Raw genomic sequence first — 18443 nt, forward strand, 5'->3', positions numbered from 1 at the left:
TTCCTTCCGGGGTCAGTTTCCTCCGATGTGACGGGTGATGAGCTCCGCGAGCCGCGCGACCGGTTGCGGGGTGAGCATGTCCCGGTGCGCGCAGGGGATGTTGTGGTTCAGCACCCTCCCCGTCACGTGTTTCTGCCAGGACTCGGCGACGGCGGTTCCCTCACCCGCCGTGAAGAACAGGACGTCGCCCTCGATCCGGCCCGGCACGAACGTCCGTAGCACCGCGTTGTTGTGGACCGCGGCACGGGCGATGCCCCGTTCCCGGCGCAGCATGCGGTCCCGTACGGCTGGTTCGAGACCCGCCAGGTAGCGGTTCAGCGCGTCCTCGTCGAGGCCGGCCCGCCGCATCTGCTCCGCGAGCAGGCTGTCCTCGTCGTGCCCCGGCTCGGGCAGCGCATCCGAGGGCACGCGCGCGTCGAGCATCACCAGCAGGTCGACCCGCTCCCCCAGCTCCTGCAGTCGCGCGGCCATGGCGTGGCAGACCACCCCGCCGAACGACCACCCCAGCAGGGAGTAGGGCCCGGTGGGCTGCACCCGTCGGAGGGCCTCTACGTAGTCGTCGGCCATCTCCTCGACGGAGGCCGGAGCCCGGTCCGCCTCCGTGATCGCGCGTGCCTGCAGCCCGAAGACGGGGAGTTCGGGGTCGAGGTGCGCGAGCAGCCGGGAGTAGACCCAGCTCAGGCCCATGACGGGGTGGACGCAGAACAGCGGCGGGCGGGTGCCTCCGCGGCGCAGCGGCAGCAGCACGTCGAAGTCGGTCTCGGGGGTGTTGCCGGACTCCGTGTGCTCGGCCATCAGGGCGACGGTGGGTGCCTCGAACACCTGGCGCACGGACAGGGTGACGCCGGTGGCCTCGTGGACGCGCGCCGCCAGGCGAGCGGCCAGCAGTGAGTGGCCGCCGAGGGCGAAGAAGTCGTCGTCCACCCCCACCCGCGGCAGGCCGAGGACCTCCGCGAACAGGCCGCACAGCAGTTCCTCCACCGGCCCTCGGGGTGTCCCGCTGCCGGCGGCGCCCGCGAAGTCGGGCACCGGCAGTGCCCGGTGGTCGACCTTGCCGTTCGGCGACAGCGGCACCGTGTCCAGTACCACCACGGTGGCCGGCACGAGGTGATCGGGCAGCCGGTCGCGCAGGAAGTCCCGCAGCAGGGCCGGCGCCGAGTCGGGGGTCAGCCCGGAGTCGGGCACCGGTATCGCGTAGGCGATCAGCCGCCGTTCACCGAGCTGGTCCGCCCCGACGGTCACGACCGCCTGCGCCACCAGGTCGTGCCCGGCCAGGACGGCCTCCACCTCGCCGGGTTCGACCCGGAAGCCGCGGATCTTGACCTGGTCGTCGGTACGGCCGAGGAATTCCAGGTCGCCGTCGGGACGACGGCGTACGAGGTCACCGGTCCGGTACATCCGGCCGCCGAAGGGACAGGCCACGAACCGGCCCGCGGTCAGCGCCGGACGGCCGAGGTAACCCCGCGCGAGACCGACACCGGCCAGGTACAGCTCGCCCGGAACGCCTTGGGGCACCGGCCTCAGCCGGCCGTCCAGCACGTAGACCCGCATGTTGTCGATCGGCTTCCCGATGGGCGGCGTCCGGGCGCCGTCCGAGGGGAGGCACTCCCGTGCCGTCACGTCGATCGACGCCTCGGTCGGGCCGTACAGGTTGTGCAGCGGTGCCGGAACACGGGCGAAGAAGTCGGCCTGGAGCCGGCCGGGCAGCGCCTCTCCGCTGCAGAACACCTGGCGCAGACCGGCACCGGCACCGGCGCCGCCCCGCTCCAGGAACGAGCGCAGCATGGACGGGACGAAATGCGCCACGGTCACGCGGTCGCGACGGATCGCCTCGGCGACGGCGACGGGATCCCGGTGCTCGTCCGGCCCGGCCAGTACCAGCGTGGCCCCGGCGGACAGGGTGCAGAAGAACTCCCAGACGGAGACGTCGAAATCGTACGGCGTCTTCTGCAGCACCCGGTCCCCGGCCGAGAAACCGTACCGCTCCCGCATCCAGGCGAGCCGGTTGGCCACCCCGGCGTGCGGGACGACGACTCCCTTGGGGCGGCCGGTGGTCCCCGAGGTGTAGATGACGTAGGCCGGATTCCGGACATCCAGGCGGGCCAGGCGTTCGGTGTCGGGCACGTTCGCGGACGAGTACCCGGCCAGGACGCCGGCCAGCTCCGGGAGGTCCAGCGCGATGCCGGTCGGCCCGAGGTCCCGCGGCGGGCCGGTCACCACGCAGACCGGCCCGGCGTCGGCGAGCATCAGCCGCGTGCGCTCGGCCGGGAGGTCCGCGGCGATCGGCAGGTAGCCGGCACCCGCCTTGAGGATGCCGAGCAGTGCCACGACCAGCTCGACCGAGCGGGGAAGCAGCAGGGCCACGAGCCGTTCCGGGCCGGCGCCGCGGTCGATCAGGTACCGGGCGAGGCGGTTGGCCCTGGCGTTCAGTTCGGCGTACGTCACCGAGTCGCCGCCGTACACCACCGCGGTCGCGTCCGGGGTGCGCGCGACCTGGTCCTCGAACAGGGCGGGCAGTGTGGCGGGCGCCCGGTCGAGGTCGGTGTCGTTGTCCTCGACGAGCAGTTGGTGCAGCTCCGCCGGGGTCAGCACGTCGACCTCCGCGAGCGGGCGGTCCGGATCGGTGGCCACGACGCTCAGGATGCGGACGAGGCGCCGGGCGACCGCGTCGACGGCGTCGGGGCCGAAGGCGTCCGGGCGGTAGCCGAAGCGCAGGGTGAGGCGCCGTCCGGGGAGCACGAGCAGGCTCAGAGGGTAGTGGGAGGCGTCGCCGCCGTGGCCGCCGCCGTGCCGGACACGGAGTCCGGTGCCGGTGCCTGTTCCTGTGTCGTCGGCCGGTACGGGATAGTTCTCGAACACCACGAGGGTGTCGAAGAGGTCGCCCGTCCCCGACGCCCGCTGGATCTCGCCCAGCTCCAGGTGCTGGTGGTCCAGCAGCGCGCTCTGCGTCTGCTGGAACCCGGTGAGGGCGGTGGCGACCGATTCGCCGGGCGTGAGCGTGACGCGTACCGGCACGGTGTTGATCAACAGGCCGATCACGTGCTCGCAGCCGGGCAGCTCCGGTGGCCGCAGCGACACCGTCGTGCCGAACACGGCGTCGTCGGAGCCGGTCATCCGGCCGAGCAGGACGCCCCAGGCGAACTGGACGACGGAGTTGAGGGTGACGCCCCGGCTCCTGGCCAGTTCGGAGAGCTGGTCGGTCAGCTCCACCGGCAGTTCCACCTGGAGGGGGGCGGGCTCGGCGACGAGGTCCCGCGCCGCACCCCCGTCGGCCAGTCTGCTCGGACCGCCGACCCCGTCCAGCGCCTTCTCCCAGGCCTGCCGCGCCAGGTCCCGGTCCCGCCCCCGGAGCCATTCCAGGTAGGTCCGGTACGAGGGCACGCGCGGCAGCGCGGAGGGGTGCCCGTCCGCCTCCGCCCGGTACAGGGTCAGCAGCTCCTGGACGAGCAGGGCGATCGACCAGCCGTCGAGGAGCAGGTGGTGATACGTCATCACGAGACGGACCTCGGCGGGCGACATCCGCACCAGGGTGAAGCGCAGCAGCGGCGGGCACGCCGGATCGAAGGGGACGGCGCGGTCCGCGGCGAGGATTCCGGCCCATTCGCGCGCACGCTCGCCGTCGTCCCGCCCCGACAGGTCGGTCTCCTGCCAGGGCAGGACGATCGTGGCGGGCACGACCTGGACGGGCGACGCGAGGCCGTCGTGGTGGAATCCGGCGGCGAGGTGCGGATGCCGTGCGAGGAGGGCCTCGGCGGCCCTGTGCAGGGCCGTCGGCCGGACGTCGCCGGACAGGTCCAGGACCTGCTGGACCAGATACACGTCGGTCGAGCCGGAGGCGTAGCGCGCGTGGAACCAGAGCCCCTGCTGGAGCGGGGACAGCGCCAGTACGTCGGCGACACCCTCCGGGCGGCGCTCCCACTTCTCGATCATCCGCTGAGGGACGGGAACCATCAGGTCCGAGGGGGTCAGACCGCCCGCGGTGAGACCGGCGAGTTCGCGAAGGACGGCGAACCACGTGTCGGCGAGGCGGGCGATCTGTTCCTCCGTGAAGAGGTTGCCCGCCCACGACCAGTGCGCGGACAGCTCGGGGCCGTCCGTCCGGTCGTAGGTCACGGCGTTCAGATCGACGAAGTGGCGCAAGGGGGTCTCGGCGCCGTCCACGACCGGGATGAGGAAGAGTTCGGCGTCGGCGCCCCGCTCGCTGTCGTCCCCGGCGTCGGCGGCGAACCGCCCGAGGTAGTTGAAGCCGAACGGCGGACCGGGCCGGCCGGCCAGCACACCGGCCGTCTCCGGGTTGAGGTGGCGCAGCATGCCGTACCCGATGCCGTTGTCCGGGATCCTCCGCAGCTGCTCCTTGACCTGCTTGACGGCCTGCCGCAGGTCCCCGTCGCCGGGATCGAGCCGCACCGGGTACACGCTGGTGAACCAGCCAACCGTGTCGGACACGTCCACGTCGGGGCCGATCGCGGCGGACTCCCGGCCGTGTCCCTCCAGTTCGACCAGGACCGCCGAGCCGGCCCCGCCGAGGGTCTCCCGCCACCGTGCCACGGCCACCGCGAACGCCGTCAGCAGCACATCGTTGACACGGCCGTTGAACATCGACGGCACCGTCGACAGGAGCGGTCCCGCCACGCCCGCGGGCAGTGACACCCGCAGCGACCGCGCCGAGGACGAGGTGTCCACCGCCGGGTCGAGGGGCCGGACCGGGAGCGGGTCCGGGGACTCCGTGATCCCGGTCCACAGGGGCAGTTCCGCGAGCCGCGGCGCGCTGGACGCCTGCTCGGCCAGCAGCTGGGACCAGCGCCGCCACGACGTGCCGCGGGTGGCACGCCGCCAGGTCCGGCCCTCGGCCGCCGCGTCCCAGGCCGCGCGCAGGTCCGGCACCAGCACCCGCCAGGACACCCCGTCCACCACCAGGTGATGCAGCACGAGGAGCAGCCGGCCGGGACGGGTCCCCCGGTCGAACCAGACGGCCCGCAGCACGGCCCCGGAGCGGGGATCCAGACGCCCGACGGCGGCGGCAGCGGCCCGTGCGATCTCCTCGTCGTCGTCCGCGCCGGACAGCTCGACCCGCTCGAAGCAGGCCGCCGCCGGGACCGAACCCGGGCCGGTGATCTCCACGGTGGATCCGGTCAGCCGCATCCGCAGCGCGTCGTGCTGGTCGAGCACCGACTGAAGGCCCGTCACCAGATCCCGCTCGGTGATGCCGGGGCGGCAACCCAGCAGCATGGCCTGGTGGATCGAGTCGACAGCGGATTCACCGCTGGTCAGGAGCCAGTTCATCACCGGCGTCGGGATCGCCTCGCCCACACCGTTGTCATCCGCCGGTAGGGGGCCGGGGGCCTCCGCCCACTGCGCCGCCCTCGCCAGTTCCGCGACCGTGGAGTGTTCGAAGACGTCCCGTGCGGTGGCGGTCAGGCCCGCCTCCCGCATCCGCGACACCAGGCGCAGCACGGAGATCGAGTCGCCGCCGAGGTCGAAGAAGTCGTCCGCGGTGCCGGCCTCGGCCACTCCGAGGACCGCCGCGAACAGCTCGCACAGCAGTTGCTCCGCCGGGCCGCGGGCCGGGCCGCCCCGGGCCTCGCGTGCCAGGTCGCCGGGGGCGGGGAGCGCGGGCCGGTCGACCTTGCCGTGCGGAGTCAGGGGCAGCGCGTCCAGCACCACCACGGCGGCGGGGACCAGATGGTCCGGCAGCCGGTCTCGCAGCCAGGCGCGGGACGCGTCCGACAGGCCGTCGGCGGGGTGGCCGGCGGCGGGTACGACGTAGGCGACCAGGCGACGCGCCGTGTCGGGTGTGTCCTGCCGTGCGATCACGACGGCGTGGGCGACCGCGGGATGAGTGGACAGGGCGGACTCCACCTCGCCGGGCTCGATCCGGAAGCCCCTGACCTTCACCTGGTCGTCGGTGCGGCCGAGGAACTCCAGTTCGCCGTCGGCCCGCAGCCGAACCGCGTCGCCGGTGCGGTACATCCGGTCGCCCGGGCCGCCGAACGGGCACGCGACGAACCTGCCCGCCGTCAGCCCCGCGCGGTCCCGGTAGCCCCGGGCCACCCCGACGCCCGCGACGTACAACTCCCCCGTCGTCCCGGGCGGCACCGGACGCAGCCAGCCGTCCAGGACGTACACCCGGGTGTTGTCGAGGGGCCTGCCGATGGGGACCGGCCCGTCCTGCGCGCCCAGCGGGCCGCTCGTCGTGGCGCACACGGTGATCTCGGTCGGGCCGTAGGCGTTCACCAGGTCGCGTCCCGCCGACCACCGGTCGGCCAGTCCGGTGGAGATCTCCTCGCCGCCGGCGACGAGGCACCGCAGTGCGGGCAGTCCGCCGGCCGGCAGGGTCGCCAGGACGGTCGGGGACAGCATGGCGTGCGTCACGCCCCGGTCGGTGAGGAACGCGGCGAGATCGTCGCCCGCCAGTCTCCGCTCCGGGATGACGAGGCATGCCCCCGCTCCCCAGGCCATCGCGAGCTCCAGCACCGACGCGTCGAAGCTCGGCGAGGCGAGGCGCGACACCCGGCTCGTCGTCCCCAGCGCGCACGACGCGCGGACCGCCTCGGCGAGGTTCGGCACTCCCGCGTGCGGCACCACGACGCCCTTGGGACGGCCGGTCGTGCCGGATGTGTAGATCATGTAGGCGGGGTGCGCGGCGGACAGCGGGCCGTGCCGCTCGGCGTCGGTGATGTCGGCGTCGGAGAACGCGAGCAGGGCGCGGGCCGCCTCCTCGCCGTCGACGGCGATCACCGGGCCGCCGATGTCGGCCGGCCCGCCCTCCGGTCCGAGGATCAGGGCCGGCCGGGCGTCGGCCAGCGTCCACCGGATCCGCTCCTCGGGGTAGTCCGGGTCGATCGGCAGGAAGGCCGCGCCCGCCTTGGCCACGGCCAGCTGCGCCTCGACCAGCCCGACCGAGTTGCGCATGACCAGCGCGACGAACCGCTCCGGTCCGGCCCCCTGGGTGATCAGGTACCGGGCCAGCCGGTTGGCCCGGGCGTTCAGTTCGCCGTAGCTCACCGCCACGCCGTCGGCGAGCACCGCGACCGCGTCCGGTGTGCGGGCGGCGTGCCGCTCGAAGAGCGCGGGCAGTGTCCGGGGCCCGCGCGGTCTGCCGGTGTCGTCGCCCTCGGTCAGCAGCTGGTGGCGTTCGCCGTCGGAGAGCAGGTCCAGGTCCGCCTGGCGTCGCTCCGGGGTGCGGACCGTCGTTTCCAGCAGCCGGACGAATCGTTCGGACAGGGCGGTGACCGCGGCGCGTCCGAGCACGTCGGGATGGTGGCTGAGACGGAGGGTGAGTTCCCGGCCGGGTGTGACGACCAGGCTCAGCGGATAGTGCGAGGCGTCGCCGCCCCGGCCGCCGCGCCGCGCCAGCCGGAATTCCGGGCCGGCTTCCGCGGTCCGGGCATCGACGGGGAAGTTCTCGAACACCGTCAGGGTGTCGAACAGGTCTTCCGTTCCCGCCAGTCGCCGGATCTCGCCGAGGTCGAGGTGCTGGTGACCCAGAAGGGCCGTCTGCTCCCGCTGCACACGGATCAGCAGGTCGCGGACGGACTCGGCGGGGCGCAGCCGCACCCGTAACGGAACCGTGTTGATCATGAGGCCGATCATGCGGTCGCTGCCCGGCAGCTCCGGCGGGCGTACGGACACCGTCGTGCCGAAGACGACGTCGTCGTTGCCGGTGACGCCGCCGAGCAGGACCGCCCAGAGCCCCTGGACGACCGTGTTCAGGGTGATGCCCCACTCCCGCGCACGGGCGAGGAGTCGCCCGGTCAGCTCCGCGGTCAGGCCGATCTGCACGGCCTCCGGCACCGTCGCGACGTCCCGCGTCGGCACTCCGGGCGCCAGCCGGGTCGGGCCCGGCAGTCCGGCCAGCGCCGTACGCCATGCCTCCCGCGCGAGGCCGCGGTCCTGTCGGTGCAGCCACTCCAGATAGCGGCGCAGCGGCGGGACGTACGGCAGGGCGGTGGTGTCCCCGTCGGAGTGGTAGAGGGCGAACAGCTCCTTCAGCAGGAGGGGCACCGACCAGCCGTCGAGCAGGATGTGATGGTTGGTCACCACGAGGCGGACGTCGCGGGCCGACAGGCGGATCAGTGTGAACCGCAGCAGGGGCGGACGTGTCGGTTCGAACCGGCGGCGCCAGTCCGCGTCCAGGATCGCCGCCAGCCGGTCCGTACGGTCCGGCTCGGGGAGCCCTGACAGGTCGAAGCTCTGCCACGGCAATTTGATGTCGGAGGGGATCACCTGCACCGGGGCGTCCAGGCCCTCGTGGAAGAACCCCGCCGCGACATGAGGGTGTCTGCGCAGCAGGGCGTGCGCGGCGGACCTGAGCCGCTCCTCCGCGACGTCGCCGTCCAGTTCGAGCACCTGCTGGATCACGTACACGTCACCGTCGGCCGCGCCGGACTCGAACCCGTACCAGGCGTGGAACCACAGTCCGCGCTGCAGCGGGGAGAGGGGCAGGATGTCGGCGGGCTTGGCCATCACAGGTCCTTCCACACGTTCTCGATCAGGTCGATCTGTGCCTGGTCGAGCGGGACGATCAGATCCGACGGGGTGAGGCCGCCCGCGTCGGTACGGCGGGCGTGGTCGACGAGGCCGGTCAGGGCGGTGAACCACAGTTCGGCCAGCTCGGCGGGGCGGCCGGCGGGGAAGAGGTTCCCGGCCCACGACCAGTGCGCCGTGAGCTCGGGGCCGTCCGGTCCGTCGTGGGTGACCGCGGTGAGGTCGATCAGGTGGTGCAGGGGCGTGGCCGGGGCGTTCGGGGCGCCGGCCGGGAAGAGGGCCGCCCCGCCGTCCGCGGCGGTGGCGAACCGGCCGAGGTAGTTGAAGCCGAGCAGCGGACCGGGGGCTTCGGCCAGCACGGGTGCGGTCTGCGGGTTCAGATGGCGCAGCAGGCCGTAGCCGATGCCGTTGTCCGGGATGTCGCGCAGCTGTTCCTTCACCCGCTTGACCGCACGGTCCAGGTCCGTTCCCGAGCCGAGGTCGACGGCCCCGGGGTCGAGCCGTACCGGGTACATGCTGGTGAACCAGCCCACGGTGTCGGACACGTCCAGTCCGGTGCCGATCGCGTCGGCCTCACGGCCGTGTCCCTCCAACTCGACCAGCACGGCCGTGCCCGCGCCGCCGATCGACGCCCGCCACCGGGCCACCGCCACCGCGAACGCCGTCAGCAGCACGTCGTTCACGCCGCCGTGGAACAACGCCGGCACCTCGGAGAGCAGGGGGCGCGTCACTTCCGGAGGCAGCGTCGCCGTCAGTGATCCCGCCGACGAGGTGTCGTCCACCGAGGGGTCCAGCGCACGCACCGGCCAGGGATCGGGCCGGTTCAGGATCGCCGACCAGCGCGGCAGCTCCGCGACCCGCTCCGGGCTCAGGGCCTGCTCGGACAGCAGCCGGGACCACCGCAGCCACGACGTGCCCCGTCCCTCCCGCCGCCAGGCGCGGCCCTCGGCCGCGGCCTCCCAGGCGGCGCGCAGGTCCGGCAGCAGCACGCGCCACGACACCCCGTCCACCACGAGGTGGTGCAGGACCAGCAGCACCCGGTCCCGGCCGAACCACACCACCCGCACCATCGCTCCGGCCCGAGGGGCCAGCTTCGCCACCGCCGCCGCGGCCGCGCGCCGCACCGCCTCGTCCCGGGCCGCCCCGTCCGTCGCGGGCAGATCGATCCGGTCGACGCAGGTCTCGGCGCGCACCGAGCCGGGCTCGGTGATCTCGACGGTCCGGGGCTCCGTCCCGCCGATCCGCATGCGCAGGGCGTCGTGCTGGTCCAGGACGGCCTGGAGGCCGGCCAGGAACGCGCGCTCGGAGATGTCCGCCGGGCAGTCCGTGAGCATCGCCTGGTTGGCCGAGTCGACCGCCGGACCGCCGCCCTCGAACAGCCATCGCATGATCGGTGTCTGCGGGGCGGTGCCCACGGCGACGTCGGTGTCGTCCGTGCCCGCGACCTCTGCCGCCGCCAAGGCCAGGGCCGCGACCGTCGGGTGCTCGAACACCTGGCGGACGCTCACCACCAGTCCCGCCGTCCGGATCCGGGTCACCAGGCGCAGCGCGGAGATGGAGTCGCCGCCCAGGTCGAAGAAGTTGTCCCCGACGCCGACCGCGGGCAGCGCGAGCACCTCGGCGAACACCGCGCACAGTGTCTCCTCGCGGGCGCCGCGCGGTGCCCCGCCCCGGCCGGAGGCGGCGGCGAAGTCCGGGGCGGGCAGCGCGCGTCGGTCGATCTTGCCGTGCGCGGTCAGGGGCAGCGCGTCCAGCACCACCACGGCGGCCGGGACCAGGTAGTCCGGGAGCCGCTCGCGCAGGAACCGGGTGACGGCCCCCGCGAGATCGTCACCGGCCCCGGCGGCGGGCACCACGTAGGCGACCAGGCGGTCGTCCCGCGCGATCACCGTGGCCGAGGTGAGTGCGTCGTGGCCGTCCAGAGCCGCCTCGACCTCGCCCGGTTCGACCCGGAAGCCGCGGATCTTCACCTGGTCGTCGGCACGGTCGAGGAATTCGAGTACTCCGTCGCCGTTCCAGCGCACGACGTCGCCGGTCCGGTACATGCGCTCGCCGGCGTCCCCGAACGGACAGGCGACGAACCGGCCCGCGGTCGATCCGGGGCGTCCCAGGTATCCGCGCGCCACACCGGCGCCCGCCAGGTACAACTCGCCGGGTGTGCCGGGGGGCACCGGGGCGAGTCCGTCGTCGAGGACGTGGGCCCGCACTCCGGACAGCGGGGTGCCGACGGGGATCCGGTCGGGGACGTCGCCCGTCATCGGATGCCGGGTCGCGAAGGTGGTCGTCTCCGTCGGGCCGTACCCGTCGACCACCACGAGCCCCGGGCAGGCGGCCAGCACACGGCGGACGGCGGAGGCCGGGACCACCGCGCCGCCGGTCCAGACCTCCCGCAGTGCGGCGAAGCAGTCCGGCGCCTCTTCGGCGAAGGCCTGGAACAGGCCGGCGGTCAGCCACATCGCGGTGACGCCGTGCCGGGCCGTCACCGACCGCACGGTGTCGGGGTCGAGGTCTCCTTGCGCGAGGACCACGCACCCGCCGGAGAGCAGCGGGACCCACATCTCGTAGGTCGACGCGTCGAAGACGGACGGTGAGTGCGCCAGCACCCGCCGGTGGGCCCCGGTGCGGAAGCACGACGCCAGCGCGAGGGCGGTCACATCGGCGTGCGTGACGACGACGCCCCTGGGCGTGCCGGTCGATCCGGAGGTGTACATCACGTAGGCGGGATGCGCCGGACGTGACGGGGCGAGCCGTTCCGTGTCGGTGACGTCGTCACCGGACCGTTCTCCGTCGCCGGCCTCCGTCACGGGGACGAACGGCAGGTCGACGGCCTCCCGCAGGACGGTGTCGTGGGGGGCGACGACGCAGACCGCCCCGGTGTCCCGCGTCATCAGCCGCACGCGGTCGGCGGGATGATCCGCATCGACCGGCAGGTAGCCCGCGCCCGTCTTGAGCACCGCGAGCACGGCCACGATCCGGTCCGCCGACCGCGGGAGCGCCACGCCGACGAAGCGCTCGGGACCGGCTCCCGACGTGATCAGCCGGCGTGCGAGCCGGTTGGCCCGCACGTTCACCTCGCGGTAGGTCAGCGACTCGTCGTCCCCGACGACGGCGACGGCGTCCGGGGTGAGAGCGGCCTGACGCTCGAACAGTGCCTGGACGGGCTCCGTCCTGGCGGCCTGCGCGTCACCGGTCCCCCACACCGGCAGGGCACGGCGTTCCTCCGCGGAGAGCAGGTCGATCGCGCCGACGCGCAAGCCGGGTTCGGCCGTCGCCGCGTCGAGCAACCGGACCAGTCGACGGCCCAGGGCTTCCACGGTCTCCCGGTCGTAGAGATCGGTGCTGTACTCGACGTGCGCGGACATCCCGCCGGGGCCGCCGTCGGCGGACCGGAGTTCACGCAGGCTGAAGGTGAGGTCGAACCGGGCCGTGCGCCCGGTGACCGCGAGCGGCTCGACCCCCAGGCCGGGCAGCGTCAGACCGGCACCGGCGTTGTTCTGGAGCACCAGCATGATCTGGAACAGCGGATGATGCGCCAGCGTCCGGTGCGGGTTCAGCGCGTCGACGAGGTGCTCGAACGGCACGTCCTGGTGCGCGTACGCGGACAGCGCGCGCTCGCGCACCCGGCTCAGGAGTTCGGTGAAGGTCGGGTTGCCGCCGGTGTCGGTGCGCAGCACCAGCGTGTTGACGAACAGGCCGACCAGTTCGTCCAGGTCCGCGTCGGTGCGGCCGGCCACCGGGGTGCCGACCGGAATGTCGGTGCCGGCGCCCAGCCGCGTCAGCAGCGCCGCGAGCGCGGCCTGGAGGACCATGAAGACGGTGGTGCCCGTGCCCCGCGCGGTGTCCACGATCCTGGCGTGCACCCGGGGGTCGATCTCGAACGCCAGCTCGCCGCCGCGGTGGGAGGCGACGGCGGGCCTCGGCCGGTCGCCGGGCAGCCCCACCTGTTCGGGCAGTTCCCGCAGGGTCTCCCGCCAGTACGCGAGCTGGCCCGCGATCGCGCCGCCCGGATCGTCCGGGTCGCCCAGCAACTCCCGTTGCCACACCGCGTAGTCGGCATACCGCACGGGCAGGGTCGGCCAGGCCGGCGGCCGGCCGGCGACCCGTGCCGTGTAGGCCAGCCCCAGGTCACGCAGCAGCGGTCCCATCGACCAGCCGTCGCTCGCGCTGTGGTGCAGGACCAGGACGAACACCCAGTCGTCGGCGGTCCGCAGCAACTGGGCGCGCAGCGGCACCTCGGCCGACAGGTCGAAGCCGTGGCGGGCGGCGCGGGCCACCAGTTCGGGCACGTCCTGCGGCTCGACCGTGCTGACCGGCAGCGGAACGGCCCGGCGCGGGGGGAGGATCCGCTGCACGGCCTCTCCCCGCTTCTCCACGATCAACGTGCGCAGCGGCTCGTGCCGGTCCACCACGTCCGCGAGTGCGGTGCGCAGCGCGTCGGGGTCGAGCGCACCGGTCAGCCGCAGGACCACGGGCATGTTGTAGACGGGGTTCGGGCCGTCGAGCCGGTGCAGGAACCACAGTCGCCGCTGCGCGAAGGACACCGGCACCAGGCCGGCGCCCGCGACCGGACCCAGCGGGGGCCGGGAGGTCGCGGAGGCCTGCCTGAGCCGGCGTGCCAGACCGGCGACGGTCGGTTCCTCGAACACGGAACGTACGGACAGTTCGGCCCCCAGCGCCGCGCGGATCCGGGAGACCAGCCGGGTCGCCAGCAGCGAGTGCCCGCCCAGGTCGAAGAAGCCGTCGTCCACTCCGACGTCCGCCAGCCCCAGCACCTCGGCGAAGAGTCCGCAGAGCACTTCCTCCTCGGGCGTCCGCGGCGCGCCGCTGAGCGCGGCGGCGAAGTCGGGAGCGGGCAGCGCGGACTGGTCGACCTTGCCATTGCGGGTCAGCGGCAGCCCGTCGAGCACCACCAGGGCGGCGGGTACCAGGTAGTCGGGCAGCCGCTCCCGCAGGTACTCCCGCAGCACGACGGGGTCGGCGCCCGCGGCGGCGTCGGCGGGCACCACGTACGCGACGAGCCGTGGGTCGCCCGGCCGGTCCTCACGGAGGACGACCGCGGTCTGCGAGACGGTCTTGTGGGTGGACAGCACCGCCGCGACCTCGCCCGGCTCGATCCGGAAGCCGCGCACCTTGACCTGGTCGTCGGCGCGGCCGAGGAACTCCAGGTTCCCGTCCCGCCACCAGCGCACCACATCGCCCGTCCGGTACATCCGGCCGCCGAACGGGCAGGCCACGAACCGGCTCGCGGTCTGCGCGGGCCGCCCGAAGTATCCGCGGGCCAGGCCGGCGCCCGCGAGATACAGTTCACCGGCCACGCCGGGCGGCACCGGCCGCAGCCGGTCGTCGAGCACATACACCCGCATGTTGGCGAGGGGGGTCCCGATGGGAACCTGCCGGGCGTCCTCGGCGAGCGGCGCGCTCATCGTGGCTCCGACGGTCGCCTCGGTCGGACCGTAGCCGTTGAGCACCGTGCGGCCCGCCGCCCACCGTCCGACCAGTCCCGGCGACACCGACTCGCCGCCGACGAGAACGCAGTCCAGGCTGGGCATGCCGTCCTCGGGCAGGGTCGCCAGGACGGTCGGCGGCAGGGTGGCGTACGTGACGCCCCGCCGGTCGATGAACGCGGCCAGTTCGTCGCCCGCCATCCCGCTGTCCGGCAGTTCCAGCCGGGCGCCGGAGGTCAGGGCCATCAGGATCTCCCACACCGTGATGTCGAAGCTCAGTGAGGCGAACTGGAGCACCCGGGCGCCCGGCCCGGCCCCGCACCGCTGCGCGGCCGAGGCGGCGAGGCTGGGCAGACCTCCATGGGTGACCACCACGCCCTTGGGCCGACCGGTGGTGCCGGAGGTGTAGATGACGTAGGCGGCGGTGGCCGGGGTCAGCGGGGCCGTGCGGTCGGTGTCGGCGAGGTCGTGGGACGGCAGGGCGGCCACCGCGGCGCGCAGGTCCGGGTCGTCGAGCCGGAGGACGGGCACCTGGGGCAGACCGGCCACCGCGTCCCCGGCGGTCACCAGGCAGACCGGACGGATCTCCTCGGCGATGAGGCGGATCCGCTCCGCGGGCAGGTCGGGGTCGATCGGCACATAGGCGGCACCGGACTTGAGTACGGCGAGCAGCGCCACGATCATGTCCGCCGACCGGGGGACGGCCAGCGCCACGAACCGCTCCGGACCCGCGCCCCGGCCGACCAGATGGCGGGCCAGCCGGTTCGCGCGGAGGTTCAGCTCGGCGTAGGTGAGGGTCTCCTCCTCGAAGGCGACCGCCACCGCGTCCGGCGTACGGCGGACCTGACGCTCGAACAGCCCCGGGGCGGGCACGTCGGGTACGGCGAGCGCGGTGTCGTTCCACTCCTCCAGCAGGCGGATCCGCTCGTCGCCGCCGAGGATGTCGATCGCGCCGATGCGGGTGCGCGGGTCCGTGACCGCCGCGTCCAGGAACCGTACCCAGCGCTCCAGGAGCGATTCGACGGTGACGGCGTCGTAGAGATCGGTGCGGTACTCCACCCAGCCCCTGATCCCCTGCGCGCCTCCGTCGCCGGGGCGTTCCCGGAGGCTGAAGGTGAGGTCGAACCGTGCGTCGTTGGCGGTCGCCGCCGGTTCCCGGGTCACCCTGACCCCCGGCAGCTCCGGGGTGGCCTCCGCCGCGTTCTGGAGGACCAGCAGGATCTGGAAGAGCGGATGGTGCGACAGCGTGCGGCGGGGGCTGAGCACGTCCACCAGCCGCTCGAACGGCACGTCCTGGTGGGCGTACCCCGACAACGCCGTCTCGCGTACCCGGTCCAGCAGTTCGGCGAACGTCGGGTCGCCGGAGGTGTCCGTGCGCAGCACCAGCGTGTTGACGAAGAAACCGACGAGATCGTCCAGGGCCTCGTCCGTACGGCCCGCCACCGGCGCCCCGATCGGGATGTCCGTGCCCGCGCCCAGCCGGGTCAGCACTCCCGCCAGCGTGGCCTGCAGCACCATGAACACGCTGACGCCCGCGGTCCGCGCCGCGCGCAGCAGCCTGGCGTGCGTCTCGGGACCGATCTCGAAGGCCGTACCCGCGCCCCGCGAGGAGGCCGACGCGGGCCGCGGCCGGTCGCCGGGCAACCCGACCTGCTCGGGCAGTTCGGCCAGTACCCGCTTCCAGTAGGCGAGTTGCGCCGTGACCGGACTGTGCGGGTCGTCCAGCGCGCCGAGCAGGTCGCGCTGCCAGAGCGCGTAGTCCGCGTACTGCACGGGCAGCGGGGCCCAGGCCGGCGGTTCCCCGGCGGCCCGCGCGGCATAGGCGCGGGACAGGTCGCGCAGCAGCGGCCGCGTGGACCAGCCGTCATGGGCGACGTGGTGGACGACGACGCTCAGGACCCGGGTTCCCGAGTCGGTCACCCGCAGCAGTGCCGCCCTCAGCGGCAGGTCGGTGGCGAGGTCGAAGCCTTGTTCGGCGACACCGGCCAGCGCGTCGGACAGACCCGCCTCGGTCACCTCCGTCACGGGCAGCGGCACGTCCACTCCGGCGGGCAGGATCGTCTGCACCGGTGTGCCGTCGATCTCGGTGAAGACCGTCCGCAGCGCCTCGTGCCGGGCGACGACATCGGCCAGCGCCGCGCGCAACGCGTCCTCGTCCAGTTCTCCGGTGAGCCGGAACACCATCGGAACGCCGGTGGCGGAGGACTCGCCGTCCATGCGGTTCATGAACCACATGCGCTGCTGGGCGAAGGAGACCGGCACGCGCTCCGGCCGCTCCGCGGGCAGCAGTGCGGGCCGGGTCGCGTCCGATGCCGCCGTGGCACGTCGTACGAGGGCCGCGACCGTGGGTGCCTCGAAGACCGCCCGGACCGAGACCTCGGCGCGCAGCGCCGTGCGGATGCGGGAGACCAGACGGGTCGCCAGCAGGGAGTGCCCGCCCAGGTCGAAGAAGTTGTCGTCCGGGCCGACCGCGGGAAGTCCCAGCACGTCGGCGAACAGCTCGCACATGACCTCTTCCGGGCCGGTGCGCGCGACCGTGCTCGTCCCCGCCATGGCGGCGTAGTCCGGTGCGGGAAGCGCGCCGTGGTCGACCTTGCCGTTGGGGGTGAGGGGCATCTCGGTGACGGCCACGACGGCGGCGGGCACCAGGTAGTCCGGCAGGCGCTCGCGCAGGAAGTCCCGCAGCACGCGCGCCGGATCGTCATGGGCCACGGCCGGGACGACGTACGCGACCAGGCGGTGGTCGCCCGGCCGGTCCTCCCGCACCGTGACGACGGCCCTGGCCACCCGCTCGTGACCGGACAGTACGGCCTCGACCTCGCCGGGCTCGATCCGGAAACCGCGGATCTTCACCTGGTCGTCCGCGCGGCCGACGAACTCCAGGTCGCCGTCCCGCCGCCACCGTACGACGTCTCCGGTGCGGTACATGCGCTCGCCGGCCGATCCGAACGGGCAGGCCACGAACCGGTTCGCGGTCAGGGCGGGACGCTCCAGGTAGCCCCTGGCCAGGCCGCGGCTCGCGACGTACATCTCGCCCGCCACGCCGGGGGCGACCGGACGCAGCCCGCTGTCGAGGACGTACACCCTGGTGTTGTCCAGGGGGCGTCCGATCGACACGGGTCCGTCCGTGGCGCCGAGAGTTCCGCTCAGCGTGGCGCCGACCGTGGTCTCGGTGGGCCCGTATCCGTTGAGGATCCGGGTACCGGCCGACCACCGGGACACCAGTCCCGGCGGCGCCGCCTCGCCGAACAGTACGACGCACTCAAGGTCCGGCAGGTCGCCGGGCGCCAGCGTGGACAGTACGGACGGCGGCAGGGTCACGTGGGTGACCCGGTGTCCGACCAGCAGATCGGCCAGCTCGGCGCCGGTCAGGCCGCTGTCCGGCAGCACCAGGCAGGCTCCGGACAGCAGGGCCAGGAAGGTCTCCGCGATCGCGGCGTCGAAACTCGGCGAGGCGAGCTGTGCCACCCGGCTGCCCGCGGTGACGTGGGTCCGACGCGCGAGTGTCTGTACGAGATTCGGCAGACCGCGGTGGGACACCACGACGCCCTTGGGCATGCCGCTGGTCCCGGACGTGTAGATGACGTAGGCCGCGTGGCCGGCCGTGACGGCAGGCGCGGCGAGGTCGCCGTCCGCGGGGTCCGGGACCGCGGTCCCGCCGCCCTCCTCGTCGAGGAGGAACACCGGGGTGCCGCCGACGTCGGCCGCCGGCGGGCGGGTGTTCGCGGTGGTGACCAGGCAGCAGGGTCCGCTGTTCTCGATCATGAAGCGGATGCGCTCGGCCGGGTAGTCGGGGTCGAACGGAACGTAGGCCGCCCCTGTCTTGAGCACGGCCAGCAGGGCGATGATCAGGTCGGCCGAGCGCGGCAGCGCGACACCGACGAAGCGCTCGGGGCCGGCGCCGTACCCGATCAGCGCACGGGCCAGCCGGTTCGCCCGTGCGTCGAGTTCGGCGTAGGTGACCGACTCGCCGCCGGATGCCACCGCCACGGCGTCCGGCGTCCGGGCCGCCTGGCGTTCGAAGAGCGTGGTGACGGAGGTGTCCGGAAGGTCGGTCGCGGTGTCGTTGCGCACGGTGAGGAGCTCGTGCCGTTCCTCGGCCGTGAGCAGGTCGATGGTGCCGAGCCTGCGGCCGGGCAGCGCGGCGGCCTCGTCGAGGAACCGCGTCCAGCGCCGGACGAGTGTGGTGACGGTGTCCTCGTCGTACAGGTCGGTGGTGTATTCGACCCAGCCGGTGATGCCCAGCGGGGCTCCGTCGGGGCCGCGCTGTTCCCGCAGACTGAAGGTCAGGTCGAAGCGGGCCCGGTCGCCGGGTATCCGTTCGCGGGTGGTGTCGATGCCGGGCAGGTCGAGGACGGCCTCCGCGTTGTTCTGCAGCACCAGCATGATCTGGAACAACGGATGATGCGCCAGCGAACGGCGCGGATTGATCAGATCGACCAGCCGCTCGAACGGAATGTCCTGATGCGCGTACGCCGACAACGCCCGCTCCCGCACCCGCTCCAGCAACTC

Annotated in this window: 2 protein-coding genes; both read right to left on the minus strand. The window is 73.6% G+C overall.

The window, feature by feature from the left end; all coding sequences use genetic code 11:
• Positions 1–12: 12 nt before the first annotated feature.
• Entirely contained in the window at positions 13–8466 is an 8454-nt protein-coding gene (locus C6Y14_RS25970; RefSeq protein ID WP_107019222.1) for a non-ribosomal peptide synthetase, read from the minus strand.
• On the minus strand, positions 8466–18440 hold the full coding sequence (locus tag C6Y14_RS25975; protein ID WP_107019223.1) for a non-ribosomal peptide synthetase: 9975 nt from the start codon (positions 18438–18440) through the stop codon (positions 8466–8468). The genes C6Y14_RS25970 and C6Y14_RS25975 overlap by 1 nt, the downstream gene beginning before the upstream one ends.
• Between the last annotated feature and the right edge of the window lie 3 nt (positions 18441–18443).

The organism is Streptomyces dioscori, from assembly GCF_003024195.1.
In the GTDB taxonomy this organism is placed as follows: domain Bacteria; phylum Actinomycetota; class Actinomycetes; order Streptomycetales; family Streptomycetaceae; genus Streptomyces; species Streptomyces dioscori.

Bases quoted from the DNA above. Each gene is read 5' to 3' on its own strand.
- C6Y14_RS25970 (WP_107019222.1), bottom strand. From the start codon at position 8,466: ATGGCCAAGCCCGCCGACATCCTGCCCCTCTCCCCGCTGCAGCGCGGA.